Source organism: Rhizobium sp. LEGMi-198b, assembly GCF_054114205.1.
Genome location: NZ_JBSYVH010000008.1, coordinates 1 through 12,858 on the forward strand (window position 1 = coordinate 1; position 12,858 = coordinate 12,858).

Sequence of the window (12,858 nt, forward strand, 5' to 3'; positions counted from 1 at the left end):
GTCGAGTTTTTGCTTGCCTCAATGCAACGATGATGGAATCTATCATATTCCATCAACCGCCCATCTCATTCATGATGGAATACCTCAGGACCATCCATGCGCAGACCAACCATCGCTGATCTCGCTAAGGCTTCCGGCGTCAGCGTCGCAACCATCGACCGCGTGCTGAACGGACGCCATCGTGTCCGGGAAGAGACGGCCAAGCGTGTCTATGAGGCAGCGCAATCGATCGGCTACCATGCCGTGGGCTTGCTGCGGCAGCGTGTCTTTGAGGATCTGCCCCAATATCGATTGGGGTTCTTGCTGCAAAAACCGTCCCAGCCCTTCTACCAGTCGTTTGCCAAGGAGATCGGCGCGGCGGCACAGGCACTCGCAACCGCGCGCGTCCATGCACATATCGATTTCGTCGCCGCATCGACCCCGACGGCAATTGTCGAGAAGCTGAAATCCATGGCAGCCCGGAGCCAGGCGATCGCCCTGGTTGCGCCGGATTATCCTGCAGTGACGACGGCAATAGAGGAGCTGAAGGAAAAAGGCATCCCGGTCTTTTCGCTGCTCTCCGATTTCGCGACAGGCGTGCGCGAAACCTATGTTGGCGTCGATAACCGCAAGGTCGGGCGCACCGCCGCCTGGACGATTGCCCGATCTGCTCGCCATCCAGGCAAGGTCGCCTGCTTCGTCGGAAGCCATCGCTTTCACGGCCATGAACTGCGCGAGATTGGCTTTCGCTCCTATTTTCGCGAGAACGCCCCGGATTTCGAGGTGCTGGATACGCTGATCAATCTGGACACGGCGGAAATCACCCATGAGGCAACGCTCAACCTGCTGCAGAAACATCCCGATCTCATCGGCTTTTATGTCTGCGGCGGCGGCATGGAAGGGGCGATTTCCGCCATTCGCGAGGAGGGGCTTGCCGGCAAGCTGATCGTCGTCGTCAACGAACTAACGCCGGAATCGAAGGCGGCACTCGCCGACGATGTCGTCACCATGGTCATCGGCACCCCTCTCCCTTCGCTCTGCAAGGAGCTCATCGATTTGATGATCGGTGCCATCGAACGCGGCGAAGCGGCAATGCCGGGGCAGTCCTTCCTGCCCTTCGACATCTTCGTCTCGGAAAATATCTAGCGAATGTGATGGAATCCCATCATCGGGCAGAATATTTCTATCATGGATGATGGAAGAAGCCGGTGCTTGCCTGTGGATCGGCCGCGTGATTGTCGGTAGTCATTTCCTGAAAACGCACGGCCGATCGACGTCCTGTCGGGCCGGCGACCAAGAGGAGGAATGCCCGCCATGAGTTCCATTCGTTTCGCGCTCAATCATATGTGTGCGCCGTCCCTCAGCCTGGAATCGTTCTTTTCCGCGGCGAAAACACTCGGCATCGATAGCGTCGAAATCCGCAATGATTTGGCCGGCAATGCTATCCTGGACGGAACGCCGGCAGCAGCGGTCAAGGAACTCGCGGCGCGTCATGGACTGACGATCATCTCGATCAACGCGCTGCAGCGTTTCAACGAGTGGAACGAGGCGCGCGCCACGGAAGCGGCGGAACTCATCGGCTATGCGCGGGATTGCGGCGCAAAAGCGCTGGTGCTTGTCCCCGTCAATGACGGTAGCGGCAGGGAGCCCGAGGCGCGCAGGCAGAACCTCGAAACGGCGTTGACGGCGCTGAAGCCGATGCTGGATGCCGCCGGGATCATTGGCCTGGTGGAACCGCTTGGCTTCGAGATCTGCTCATTGCGCTCGAAGACCGAAGCCGCCGCTGCGATCGAAAAGCTCGGCGCGCAATCGATCTTCCGTCTTGTTCACGACACCTTCCATCATCATCTCGCTGGCGAAGCAGCAACTTTCCCCAATCTCACCGGATTGGTTCATATTTCCGGCGTCAGCGATTCCGCCGTCTCGGTTGCCGATATGCGCGATCCGCATCGCGTTCTGGTCGATGCCAGCGATCGTCTCGACAATGTCGGACAAATGCGGGCGCTATTGTCCGCCGGCTATGCCGGCCCCTTCTCCTTCGAGCCCTTTGCGCCGGATGTGCATGCGCTGAAGGAACCCGTCGAAGCTTTGAAGGAAAGCATGGCATATCTGGCCGCACACGTTTGAGGCAGCTTGACCAACGAGACCACTGGGTCTCGTTGGTCAATTGCGCAGGTGCAGCCGACGATTATGCAAGCCATACTCTGACGGAATGATATACAAATTCCCGAAGCCGCCGTTATTCCCTGCCTCGGAAGCGGCGCTGATAGGCGGGATCATAGAGCGAGCTTTCGCGGAAATCGCTGGCGGCCAGCGATGGGCCGACGAAAATCAGCGCCGTACGTTCGATCGGTTCTGCCGCCACCTGTGCCTCGATCGTGCCTAGCGTGCCGCGAAGGACGCGTTCGTCCGGCCAGGAGGCTTTAACAACGATAGCAACCGGGCAATCCGCGCCATAAAGCGGCGTCAGTTCCTCGACCACCTGCCCGAGTGCGTGGATTGCCAGATGGATGGCGAGCGTCGCGCCCGTGGCGCCGAATTTTTCCAGTGTTTCATTGTTCGGCATCGGCGAAGCGCGGCCGGAAACGCGTGTCAGGACAAGGCTTTGTGCGACGGCAGGTATGGTCAGCTCGCGCCCGAGCGCAGACGCCGCCGCTGCGAAAGCGGGAACGCCGGGGGTCAGTGTATAAGGGATGCCGTGCCTTTCCAGACGGCGGATCTGCTCGGCGACGGCGCTCCACACGGAGAGGTCACCCGAATGCAGGCGGGCGACATCCTCGCCGGACGCGGCAGCCTTTAGATATTCGGCCTCGATCTCATCGAGCGACATCGGCGCCGTATCGATGATACGGGCGCCGGGCGGGCAATATTGCAGGAGTTCGGGCGAGACGATCGAGCCTGCATAGAGACAGACCGGGCACTTGCCGATCAGATCCCTCCCACGCACGGTGATCAGGTCCGCCGCTCCCGGCCCCGCTCCGATGAAATGCACCGTCATTCCGATACCTCGTTTTTCATTTTTATGGTTTGACCCAGGACCATTGCGTCACCGGCATGGCCGGTCGCCAGCCGGTCATCGTGCCGACGGGTGCGGCGCGGGCGATATCGATACGGATCAGCGAGCCGCCGCGACGGGCGTGTTCGGCAAGCAGGACAGCCTCCATCTCGGTGGTCACCGCGTTGGCGACCAGCCGCCCACCCCGTTTCAATCCGGCAATGGCCGCATCCATGACGCCGGCTTCACTACCGCCCCCGCCGATGAAGATCGCATCCGGTGCCGGCAGGCCGGCAAGCGCTTGCGGCGCCTGTCCTTCAATGATGGTAAGCCCCGGAACGCCGAAGCTTGCCGCATTACGGCGAATGCGTGCAGCGCGTTCGCTGGAAGATTCGACGGCGACGGCGCGCATCGAAGGATGCGCCAGCATCCATTCAATGCCGATGGAACCGGAGCCAGCGCCAATATCCCACAACAACTCGCCGTGGCGCGGCGCCAGCGCCGACGAGGTCATTGCCCGGATTTCCCGTTTGGTGATCTGGCCATCATGTTCGAACAGGCTGTCATCCAGTCCGGCGCTGAACGGCAGGATGCGAGCGCCATCAACTGCCGCAACTTCGATACCACAAAGGTTCAAATCATTGATGCCGGAAAGCGTGAAATCCGCCGCCCGCCGCGTCGAAACCCGCTCATAGGGTCCACCCAGGGCTTCGAGAACTGTCAGCGTCGATTGACCAAATCCGCTTTCCTGCAACAGACGCGCCAGATCGGCGGGACCTTCACCATCCGACGTCAGGGCCAGGATCTTGCGGCCGGGATGGAGATGCGGGCGGATGAGGTCGAGCGGCCGGCCATGCAGGGAAAGAACGGTCACGTCCTGCAAAGGCCAGCCGAGGCGCGAGGCGGCAAGGCTGAAGGAAGAGGGTGCCGGAATGACGGTCATCTCAGATGCCGGAACATGCCGCGAGAGCGTGGCGCCGGCGCCATAGAAGAAGGGATCGCCGGAGGCAAGAACGACGGTCGGCATTCCGCGTCGCGCCAGCACGGCTTCAACGGATTTCTCGAAGGGGCTCAGCCAGCTCCGCGCTTCGCCCTTGATCAGCGCCTGCATCAGTTCGATATGCCGCGTGCCGCCGAAGACGACGGGCGCCGCAGCAATCAGACGTTTCGCATCGTCGCCAAGCCCGGCTGGACCGTCCTCGCCGATGCCGATAAGAGTGAGCCAGCGTTGAGTGGAAGGCATCTCAGACATGGGCAAGACCCGCATTCTGATCTTGGGCGGCACGACGGAAGCCCGTCAATTGGCGGAGGCGCTGGCGGCGCGCGCTGATCTCGATGTCGTGTTGTCGCTGGCCGGCAGAACCGTCGATCCGGCTCCGCAGCCGGTTCCCGTGCGCAGCGGCGGGTTCGGCGGTGCTCAGGGTCTTTCCCGCTATTTGGTGGATGAGGCGATCGATCTGCTGATAGACGCGACCCATCCCTTCGCCGCCCGCATTTCCGCCAATGCCGCGGAAGCGGCTACCCTGAGCGGCATCTCCGCCTTCGCACTTCGCAGGCCGGCCTGGCTGCCCGTCGAGGGCGATCGTTGGCGCTCGGTGCAAACTGTTTCGAAGGCAATTGCTGCGCTTGGTCCGACCCCTCGTCACGTCTTCCTGGCGATCGGCCGACAGGAGGCGCATTACGCTAATGCCGCGCCCATCCATCATTATTGGGTGCGCAGCGTCGATCCGGTCGAGCCGCCGCTGACGGTGCCCAACGTCACCTATATCCATTCCAAGGGTCCGTTCCGGCTGGAGGACGAGCTGGTCATGTTGCGGCACCATCACATCGACGTGATCGTGACGAAGAACAGCGGCGGCAGTGCGACCTACGCGAAGATCGAGGCGGCGCGGCAACTCGGCATCGAAGTGATCATGATCGAGCGCGCATCCGTTGCCGATATGCTGGCGGTCGAGACTGTCGAGGCGGCGCTGCACCATATCGATCATCTTGCCCCGTCCTTGATGAAGCGCGGCGTATAGACCAGATCGGGTTTTGTCTCCCTGGCAATGACACGCGTCTCGGCCGAACCGATGATGACGCAGGTCGCCATGTCAGCGCTCGACGCTTGCGCATCCGCCAGCCTTGCAACTGTCATGCGCTCATCCGGCCGGCCCGCAGCACGGCCGAAAATGACGGGAACCTCAGCGGGCAGAACCCCACGCAAGATGTCGAAGGCTTTGCCGAGCTGCCAGGGACGCGCTTTGCTGATGGGATTGTAGAGGGCGATCACAAGCCCTGCTTCCGCAACCAAGCGCAGTCTATTTTCTATTATATTCCAGGGCTTTAGATTGTCCGATAGCGAGATGGCGCAGAAATCGTGCCCGAGGGGCGCCCCAATGCGAGCCGCGACGGCGAGCATGGCGGTGATACCCGGCACGACGACGAGATCGACATCCCGCCATCCGCTCGGTCCATTGTCGATCGCCTCGCAGACTGCTGCCGCCATGGCAAAAACGCCGGGATCGCCACCCGAAACGACGCAGACATTGGCGCCGGCGACCGCACGCTCCAGCGCCGTCTTGGCGCGATCCAGCTCCTCGCGGTTGTCGGAGGCGTGGCGAAGCTGATCAGGTCGTAGCGACAGGCGGTCGAGATAGGGGCCATAACCGAAAAATTCCGCCGAGTCGGCCACAGCCGCCAGCGCTTCCGGCGTCATCTGCGCCGGATTGCCGGGGCCGGTGCCGACGACATAGAGACGGCCGCTCATGGCTTGTCTTTCCAGCCGGGGACAAGGATCAGCGAGAAATAGGGGGCTTCGGCATCCCCCCTTTCCGCGAGGGGTGTGACCGCGCCATTCGCCATCGTTCCGCGCTCGACATAGATTGCCTCGTCAAGGCGTCCTGCAGCTTCAAGGGCACGGCGGATTTTCGGCAAGTTGCGGCCGACCTTCATGATCACCGCCGCCTGGGTGTCGGCGAGGCGCCGGGCAAGTTCGGCTTCCGCCATGGTGCCCGGAAGCACGGAAAGAACATCATCCCCCTGCACCATCGGCATGCCGGCCAGCGACCAGCAGCCGGACATCGCCGTTACGCCAGGAATGACTTCTGTCGGATAGCGGTCGGCAAGCCGCACATGCAGATGCATATAGGAACCGTAGAACAGCGGATCGCCTTCGCTGAGCACGGCTACCGTCTTGCCATCCTTTAGGTAGGCAGCGACCATCTCGGCGGAGGCATCGTAGAAATCGGTGATCTGTCTCTTGTACTCCGCCTCGTTCTTGTCGATTTCCGTCGTCACGGGATAGTAGAGCGGCAGCAGCGTCACGTCGGTTCTGAGCACATCCCCAACGACGCCGCGACCATTGCCATTTTTACCCTGCTTGGCGAAATAAGCGACGACCTCGGCTTTCTCCAGGGCTTTGACTGCCTTGACCGTCAGCAATTCCGGATCGCCAGGCCCGGTGCCAACGCCGATCAGCCGGCCAGTAGACTGCGCGCTCATAGGCCAGACCTCGCCAATGCGTTGATCGCGGCGGCGGTGATGGCGCTGCCGCCAAGACGGCCACGAACGATGGCATAGGGAACGCCATAGGAATTTTCCGCCAACGCGTCCTTGGATTCAGCAGCGCCAACGAATCCGACGGGCATGCCGATGATAGCGGCCGGCTTCGGCGCTCCGTCGCGCAGCATTTCGAGGAGATGGAACAACGCCGTCGGCGCATTGCCGATGGCGACGACAGCGCCTGCCAGACGATCGCCCCAGAGATGCATCGCGGCTGCCGAGCGGGTGTTGCCGGTCGTCTTCGCCAGTTCCGACGTGCGGGGATCATGCAGTGTGCAAATCACCTCATTGGCCGCCGGCAGGCGTGCGCGCGTGACACCATGGGCGACCATTTCGGCATCGCAGAAGATCGGCGCGCCGTTGGCAAGCGCCGCGCGGGCAGTCGCAACGAAATCGGGAGAGAAGACGAAGTGTTCCGAGGCTTCGACGAGGCCGCAGGCATGGATCATGCGTACCGCAACGTCGGCCTCAGCTTCCGAAAAGCGCGACAGATCGGCCTCGCTGCGGATGATCGCGAAGGAGCGCTCGTAGATCGCGTTCCCATCGCGGATATAATCATAGTCCGGCATTCCTACCCCTGTCGTAGTGCTGTAACGATCGCGTCGGTGCCGAGCCGTGTAAGACACTCCTCCGCCGATTCGCCAGCAACTTTGTTATTCCGCACCAGCCTGTTCATCTCTGCCAGAGCGGATTTTAACTCTTCTTTCCCGATGTAGGCCACAGGCTCGCTCGATGCGGACCCATTTACGACAACCCCATAGCCCATTGGCGCACCGACAATGGTGACTGCACTATTGCCCGGATGGGCACAGCCTTTGCGGCAGCCGGACAGATGCACCGAGAGCGAGCCGTCGAGCAGTTCGGGAGCTAGGTCCAGAAGATCCGCCGCTGCGGATTTCGTCGCGTAGAAAGCGGAAGCGCAAGCCCCTGCTCCGGCGCAGACTTCCAGGTGATTTGACGGATCATCGGCACGCGTCCGAAAACCGCAATCGGCTGCGGCCGACTGAACGGCCTTTGCCGCCTCGAGCCCCAGCCCCAGCACCACCATGGCGTGCTCCGGCGCAGTGCGGATTTCGCTTGCTCCAGCGGCCTCGGCGATGGCGAGAAAGCGGAGAATGTCTCTCGCATGGATCTGCCCGAAGGATGGGCGCAGGCCGAGCGCGAGACGATCGCCGCCGAGAGAATGGATGCCGATTGGTGAAACATGCGGGTCGGCTGTGCCGAGTACGCTGGCTGCCGGCGACTGATACTCTATGCGCAGGTTGTTTACATCCAGATCGCGGCCGCGTGCGCGCGGTCCGAGAAACGCCAGCGTTTTCAGTAGCTTGATGACAGCCGATATGGATTGTTCGGTGGGCAAAGATGCAAGAACCTTCGCCGTTTTTGCCGTACCGCCGATTGCGAGAACCCATGCCGTCGAACCATTGGCGGTTCTCGCCGCCTTCAACCGAATATCCGCGGTGATCGTATCGAGGCTCAGCCGCCCGCCGGCATCGATGATAATGGCCAGCTTGGGTGCCAGTATCGGCTTAGGATCGAGGGCGGCGATCTGTTGACGAAGCCGGCTGGCTAACTCCCTGGCATCGGCGATCTCCAGTGGGTCCAGTCCGCTGAACGGCGGGATCTCAATCGTGACGCCGGTTTCCGGGACGATGTCGGCTCGTTCGATATCCGCGGCAAGTCCGCTCATGCTTTCGGTAGTCATGCCGCGCAGTTGAAGATTGCCGCGCGCCGTGATTTCCATCAATCCGTTGCCACGTCTCTCCGCCGCCTCGGCGAGCGCCCGGAATTGTCCGATCGTCAGACCCGGCGTCGTCGGGCGCAGCCGCACGAGCAGTCCGTCACCAGTAATCATCGGGGCACTGAGCGACGGGCAGGCGCCGCGGGCCATCGACGAGGCGCCCGGAACACAGGCAATGGCATCGATATCCTTCCGCAAGGAAATATCGCGCTCTTCCATCAATTGCCTGTCGGCCTTCGCCATAGGACCATCCTTCCCGAAGGACATGTCCTTACATAATCCTCATCGGCGGGCAAACAATTTGGCGGCGGCACAGTGCCTCATGCCTGATCGTCGAAATCTGAGCCTTTTCGCAGCAGATAGATATCCATGATCCACCCATGCTTCGCACGCGCTTCCGACCGGGTCGCCACGATACGGTCAGACACATCGGCAAGGTGGCCTGCAATGGTGATTTCATCCTCTGTGCCGAGGTAGGCGCCCCAATAAATATAGGCATCGGGATCATCGATCTTGCTGAAAGCCAGCTCGCCGTCGAGCATGACGACGGCTGTCTCGACCATACCCGGAAAGCTCTCGGCCAGTCGGCGCCCAGTCGTGATCTGCACCGGCTTTCCGACAAGATTGAGCGGAATGCGATGGCTTGCCGTCAAAGCCTGGATGCTGGTGATTCCGGGTATGACGCTATAGCCCAGGGCAACACGGTCCCGTGCCTTGACCCGCTCGATGATGCGGATCGTGCTGTCGTAGAGACTGGGATCGCCCCAGACCAGGAAGGCAGCGCTTGCGTGTTCCGCCATATGATCCTGGAACAGCGCTTCGTAGGTCGACGAAATCTGGGCATGCCAGTCATCGACGCTTTGCACGTAGCTGCGATCCGCCGTCTGGCGTACCGGCACGGCATAGTCGACGAAGCGGACAGCCTCGTTCGTCACATAGCGCTGGCAGATGTCTTTCCGCACATCGGCAAGCTCGGCCTTGGCCGCCCCTTTGCTGGGGATGAAAATGACATCCACCTTATTCAGCGCATTGATCGCCTGCACTGTCAGGTGCTCGGGATTACCCGTTCCGATGCCGACTAAATAGATGTGCCTCATTTCCTCGTCCTCGTTCTTGCGGCTGTTTGCCGGAAGCGGAGGGGCATTTCAAGTGTGGCGGGCGATCAAGTTGGCCACTCGGCATCAATCGGTAGGCCGCCATTTGACAGATATCCTACAAGTGGATATGTAAGCTTCATCTCCATTACGAATATGCGCGGAAGAACCAACGATGGCCTTGAAATCGATGAAGCCCCTGACCCGCGCACCCCTGCTGCATGTTTCCGTGCAGGAGAGTTTGCGCGCCTATATCGATGAAAACGGGTTAGCGCCCGGCACGCTTCTGCCGGCCGAAGGAGAGCTCGCGACGCAGCTCGGCGTCAGCCGGAATTCGCTGCGGGAGGGGATTAAGGCGCTGGAATCGCTCGGTGTGCTGGAGACGCGGCGCGGTGTCGGCATCTTCGTGAAGGCTTTTTCCTTCGAACCGTTGCTCGACAATCTCGCCTATGGCCTCGGTGGCGCGCTGCGGCAAATCGAGGAGGTCCTCGAAATCCGCCGCACGCTGGAAGTGGGATTGATCAGCAAGACGATCGAGATGATCGGCGAGGAAGACATCGCCGAACTGCGCAGCACGGTCAACAGGATGCGCGTCCATGCCGAGCGCGGGGAGACCTTTGCCGAAGACGATCAGCTCTTTCATCGGCTGCTCTTTCGCTGCCAGCACAATGAAACGCTCGTGCGGCTGATCGATGTCTTCTGGCTCGCTTTCTACAAGGCTTCGGACTTCGTGAACCTGGAGAACGTCGATCCGATGGCGACCTGGCGCGATCATGCCGCGATCGTGGATGCAGTGGAAGCAAAGGATCTGGAGGAGGCGCGCAGACGCCTGGATCGGCACTACGAAGGCATTGCCCGGGTGATTGCCAACAACAAAACAAGTTCAAATGTGGGAGGAACACATGAGGAGAGCATATAGACTATCCGTCATCGCCCTTGCAGCCATGCTGTCGACGACCGCAATTCCGGCCCTTGTCGGCCAGGCGCGGGCCGCGACCCTTTCCGGCGGCTTCGATGTCGGCCCGGGCGGCTTCCAAGGCAACTTCAATCCTCTTGCCGCAACGGCGGGATTCACCTGGCTCAGCATCTATTACGAACCGCTCGTCGCCTATGACGAGAAGCTGCAGAAAGTCGTCGGCGAACTCGCTAGCTCCTACGAGGTGAGCCCGGATCAGAAGACCTACACGTTCAAGCTGACGGACGCCAAATGGCATGACGGCCAAGCGTTCACGGCCAAGGACGCCAAGTTCACCATCGGCCTCGCCATGAACGCCAAGACCGGTTCGGTACTCGCCGCCCGGCTGCAGGGCATTTCATCCGTCGAAACACCGGACGAGCACACGGTTGTGGTCAAGCTGAGCGCGCCGACCGGCAGCTTTCTCGACACCATGACCAAGGTCATGATGCTGCCGGAACATGCCCTGTCCGCGATACCGGCCGATCAGTTGGCCAAGAGTACATGGTGGTCCACCACGCCGATCGGCACCGGACCTTTCAAGTTCACGAAATACGTATCCGATCAATATGTCGAGCTCGCCGCCAACACCGAATACCGCGGGGGCAAGCCTGCACTCGAACGCATCATCAACCGCTATTTCGCCAATCCGGCTGCGGCGATCGCGGCTCTGAGATCCGGTGAAATCCAGTTCACCTACGTCGATTCCAACGACGTGCCGACTTTCAAGGACGATAAGAATTTCAAGGTCATCGAAGGCGATTCCTTCGTCGTCAACTATCTCGGCTTCAACCATGATTCTCCCATCTGGAAGGATCCGCGCGTCCGCAAGGCGGTGATGTACGCGATCAATCGCGATGCCATCATCAAGAGCCTCTATGGCGGCGCAGCCAAGCCTGCCAATTGCGCCTATGTTGCCGAGCAACTGATACCAAAAGGCGTCGACGACTATGCCTACGACCCGGCAAAAGCCAAGCAGTTGCTGATGGAAGCGGGATGGGATCAGATCAACGGTAGCAAGCCGATCACGCTGCTGACCTATTACACAACGCCGCTCGCGACCAATGTGCTTGCTGCCGTCCAAGCGATGCTCGCGCAGGTCGGCATCAATGTCGTCCCACGCGCCGTCGATGCGCCAACTTACAACAGCATCGTGCTCAACGCGAAACCGGATATCGCGCAGTTCCAGATGGTCTATGCCGGACTTCAGAACGGACCGGATGCCGGAAGCATCAATGTCGGGCTGAACGAAAGCCAGATTCCGCCAGCCGGAGCGAATGTCGTTCGAGCGCGCATGCCGGATCTGAGCGCTGCGCTCAACGCCGCACTGACCGAGACCGACGGTTCCAAACGCGACGGGCGCTATCAGGACGTCTGCAAGGTCATGAATACAAATCTGCCCTGGGCAACGCTCTGGGTGGCAAAGCGCTATGGCATCGTCTCGTCCAAGGTGAAGGATTTCGTCTGGACGCCGGCACCGGGCGGCGGTCCTTATCAGGCCGATCCGCAGAAATGGTCGATCGCCGAATAAGGCGCTTCCTTCCAAGGCCTTGAGGGTGGCCTCGGCCACCCTGACAGGACGGATTTACAATGCTTCGATACAGCCTTCGACGCCTGGCCATAGGGGTTGGCATGCTCATCGCCCTGAGCATGCTGATCTTCCTGCTGCTGCGTCTGACGCCCGGCGATCCGATCGACGCCTATATCGATCCGAATGTCCCCATGTCGCCGGCCGACCTTGCGAATCTGCGCAGGAGTCTGGGGCTCGACCGGCCCTTGCCGCTGCAATATCTCGGTTGGCTGCAGAACGCGCTGACGGGCAATCTCGGCTATTCGATCAAGCGTCTCGACCAGCCGGTTCTCGGTCTGGTGCTATCCCGGATCGGACCAACCGTGCTCCTCATGGGTTCGGCGCTGGTGATCGCCATTATTGCCGGCATTGCCGTGGGCCTTTTCAGCGCCGTCCGCCGCAATTCGCTAGCCGATCTATCCTTCTCGGTGTTCGCGCTTGCCGGCATTTCCAGCCCTGCGTTCCTCAGCGCCCTTATCGGCCTCTATATCTTCTCCGTCCGGCTGCATTGGATGCCCTCCGGCGGCATGCTGACGCCTGGCGAGGAATTTTCGATCGGTGATCTTATTCATCACCTGATCCTGCCCGCCGCGCTGCTGTCCATCGCGCAGGCCGCATTGATCACGCGTTATATGCGCGCTTCGCTGCTCGAAGTCCTCAATCAGGATTACGTGCGCACGGCTCGCGCCAAGGGAGTGAAGGAGTTCTGGGTCATCACCAAGCATGCGCTGCGCAATGCCCTCCTTCCCATCGTAACCCTCATCGGCTCGACCATCGGGCTTGCGATCGGCGGCGCCATCTTCATCGAGAGCGTCTTTAACTGGCCGGGCATGGGCCTGCTTCTCGTCAATGCAGTGGAGACGCGAGACTACCCCGTCATCATGGGCGCGACGCTCGTCATCGGCATCTGCGTCATCGTCGTTAATCTTCTGACCGATATCACCTACGCGGTTGTCGATCCGCGCATCAAGGTGGGCTGAC

General features: G+C 60.9%; 13 protein-coding genes. 6 read left to right on the forward strand and 7 right to left on the reverse strand.

Translation table 11 applies throughout. The annotated features are described in order from the left end of the window. Nucleotides 1–96: 96 nt before the first annotated feature. Nucleotides 97–1,125, forward strand: a complete 1,029-nt coding sequence (locus ACXHXG_RS25650) for a LacI family DNA-binding transcriptional regulator (protein WP_457901176.1) — start codon at nucleotides 97–99, stop codon at nucleotides 1,123–1,125. 168 nt (nucleotides 1,126–1,293) lie between these two features. Further along, on the forward strand, nucleotides 1,294–2,106 hold the full coding sequence (locus tag ACXHXG_RS25655) for a TIM barrel protein (protein ID WP_457901177.1): 813 nt from the start codon (nucleotides 1,294–1,296) through the stop codon (nucleotides 2,104–2,106). Nucleotides 2,107–2,218: 112 nt separating this feature from the next. Here ACXHXG_RS25655 and cobM read toward each other — a convergent pair whose 3' ends face one another. Both cobM and cbiE read right to left on the reverse strand, forming a co-directional pair. Further along, on the reverse strand, nucleotides 2,219–2,977 hold the full coding sequence (gene cobM / locus ACXHXG_RS25660) for a precorrin-4 C(11)-methyltransferase (RefSeq protein WP_457901178.1): 759 nt from the start codon (nucleotides 2,975–2,977) through the stop codon (nucleotides 2,219–2,221). 22 nt (nucleotides 2,978–2,999) lie between these two features. Beyond that, on the reverse strand, nucleotides 3,000–4,226 hold the full coding sequence (gene cbiE / locus ACXHXG_RS25665; protein ID WP_457901179.1) for a precorrin-6y C5,15-methyltransferase (decarboxylating) subunit CbiE: 1,227 nt from the start codon (nucleotides 4,224–4,226) through the stop codon (nucleotides 3,000–3,002). Between cbiE and ACXHXG_RS25670 the strand changes: the two genes are divergently transcribed. Further along, nucleotides 4,225–4,995, forward strand: a complete 771-nt coding sequence (locus ACXHXG_RS25670) for a cobalt-precorrin-6A reductase (RefSeq protein ID WP_457901180.1) — start codon at nucleotides 4,225–4,227, stop codon at nucleotides 4,993–4,995. The two genes, cbiE and ACXHXG_RS25670, sit on opposite strands and share 2 nt — an antisense overlap. Here ACXHXG_RS25670 and ACXHXG_RS25675 read toward each other — a convergent pair. From ACXHXG_RS25675 to cobF, 5 genes are all read right to left on the reverse strand, one after another. Next, a complete protein-coding gene (locus tag ACXHXG_RS25675) occupies nucleotides 4,959–5,723 on the reverse strand; it encodes a precorrin-3B C(17)-methyltransferase (RefSeq protein WP_457901181.1) in 765 nt (254 codons plus the stop codon). The genes ACXHXG_RS25670 and ACXHXG_RS25675 overlap by 37 nt on opposite strands. After that, nucleotides 5,720–6,457: a precorrin-2 C(20)-methyltransferase gene (locus tag ACXHXG_RS25680; RefSeq protein ID WP_457901182.1), complete on the reverse strand. Its 738-nt coding sequence runs from the start codon at nucleotides 6,455–6,457 to the stop codon at nucleotides 5,720–5,722. The genes ACXHXG_RS25675 and ACXHXG_RS25680 overlap by 4 nt, the downstream gene beginning before the upstream one ends. Next, nucleotides 6,454–7,086 (reverse strand): precorrin-8X methylmutase, encoded by a 633-nt coding sequence (locus ACXHXG_RS25685; RefSeq protein WP_260304965.1) that lies wholly within the window; start codon nucleotides 7,084–7,086, stop codon nucleotides 6,454–6,456. Before ACXHXG_RS25685 ends, ACXHXG_RS25680 begins: the two co-directional genes overlap by 4 nt. 2 nt (nucleotides 7,087–7,088) lie before the next feature. Further along, the gene (cobG, locus tag ACXHXG_RS25690) at nucleotides 7,089–8,501 is read right to left on the reverse strand and encodes a precorrin-3B synthase (protein WP_457901183.1); all 1,413 of its coding nucleotides are present in this window, start codon (nucleotides 8,499–8,501) and stop codon (nucleotides 7,089–7,091) included. A gap of 77 nt (nucleotides 8,502–8,578) precedes the next feature. Further along, the gene (gene cobF / locus ACXHXG_RS25695; RefSeq protein WP_457901184.1) at nucleotides 8,579–9,355 is read right to left on the reverse strand and encodes a precorrin-6A synthase (deacetylating); all 777 of its coding nucleotides are present in this window, start codon (nucleotides 9,353–9,355) and stop codon (nucleotides 8,579–8,581) included. Nucleotides 9,356–9,527: 172 nt separating this feature from the next. On the opposite strand from cobF, the gene ACXHXG_RS25700 reads away from it, so the two are divergent. Genes ACXHXG_RS25700 through ACXHXG_RS25710 form a run of 3 tightly spaced genes read left to right on the forward strand, consistent with a single transcriptional unit; the run spans nucleotide 9,528 to nucleotide 12,857 of the window. Continuing rightward, nucleotides 9,528–10,271 carry a FadR/GntR family transcriptional regulator gene (locus tag ACXHXG_RS25700; RefSeq protein WP_457901185.1) on the forward strand — a complete coding sequence of 248 codons (744 nt, stop codon included), beginning with the start codon at nucleotides 9,528–9,530 and terminating at the stop codon, nucleotides 10,269–10,271. Further along, the gene (locus ACXHXG_RS25705; protein WP_457901186.1) at nucleotides 10,255–11,838 is read left to right on the forward strand and encodes an ABC transporter substrate-binding protein; all 1,584 of its coding nucleotides are present in this window, start codon (nucleotides 10,255–10,257) and stop codon (nucleotides 11,836–11,838) included. The genes ACXHXG_RS25700 and ACXHXG_RS25705 overlap by 17 nt, the downstream gene beginning before the upstream one ends. Nucleotides 11,839–11,897: 59 nt before the next feature. Then, on the forward strand, nucleotides 11,898–12,857 hold the full coding sequence (locus tag ACXHXG_RS25710) for an ABC transporter permease (protein ID WP_457901187.1): 960 nt from the start codon (nucleotides 11,898–11,900) through the stop codon (nucleotides 12,855–12,857). Nucleotide 12,858 lies beyond the last annotated feature (1 nt).

What these genes read in the sequence shown, in the direction of transcription:
- ACXHXG_RS25650 (WP_457901176.1), top strand. Translation starts at nt 97, where the DNA reads ATGCGCAGACCAACCATCGCTGATCTCGCTAAGGCTTCCGGCGTCAGC.
- ACXHXG_RS25655 (WP_457901177.1), top strand. Translation starts at nt 1,294, where the DNA reads ATGAGTTCCATTCGTTTCGCGCTCAATCATATGTGTGCGCCGTCCCTC.
- cobM (WP_457901178.1), bottom strand. Translation starts at nt 2,977, where the DNA reads ATGACGGTGCATTTCATCGGAGCGGGGCCGGGAGCGGCGGACCTGATC.
- ACXHXG_RS25670 (WP_457901180.1), top strand. Translation starts at nt 4,225, where the DNA reads ATGGGCAAGACCCGCATTCTGATCTTGGGCGGCACGACGGAAGCCCGT.
- cbiE (WP_457901179.1), bottom strand. Translation starts at nt 4,226, where the DNA reads ATGTCTGAGATGCCTTCCACTCAACGCTGGCTCACTCTTATCGGCATC.
- ACXHXG_RS25675 (WP_457901181.1), bottom strand. Translation starts at nt 5,723, where the DNA reads ATGAGCGGCCGTCTCTATGTCGTCGGCACCGGCCCCGGCAATCCGGCG.
- ACXHXG_RS25680 (WP_457901182.1), bottom strand. Translation starts at nt 6,457, where the DNA reads ATGAGCGCGCAGTCTACTGGCCGGCTGATCGGCGTTGGCACCGGGCCT.
- ACXHXG_RS25685 (WP_260304965.1), bottom strand. Translation starts at nt 7,086, where the DNA reads ATGCCGGACTATGATTATATCCGCGATGGGAACGCGATCTACGAGCGC.
- cobG (WP_457901183.1), bottom strand. Translation starts at nt 8,501, where the DNA reads ATGGCGAAGGCCGACAGGCAATTGATGGAAGAGCGCGATATTTCCTTG.
- cobF (WP_457901184.1), bottom strand. Translation starts at nt 9,355, where the DNA reads ATGAGGCACATCTATTTAGTCGGCATCGGAACGGGTAATCCCGAGCAC.
- ACXHXG_RS25700 (WP_457901185.1), top strand. Translation starts at nt 9,528, where the DNA reads ATGGCCTTGAAATCGATGAAGCCCCTGACCCGCGCACCCCTGCTGCAT.
- ACXHXG_RS25705 (WP_457901186.1), top strand. Translation starts at nt 10,255, where the DNA reads ATGAGGAGAGCATATAGACTATCCGTCATCGCCCTTGCAGCCATGCTG.
- ACXHXG_RS25710 (WP_457901187.1), top strand. Translation starts at nt 11,898, where the DNA reads ATGCTTCGATACAGCCTTCGACGCCTGGCCATAGGGGTTGGCATGCTC.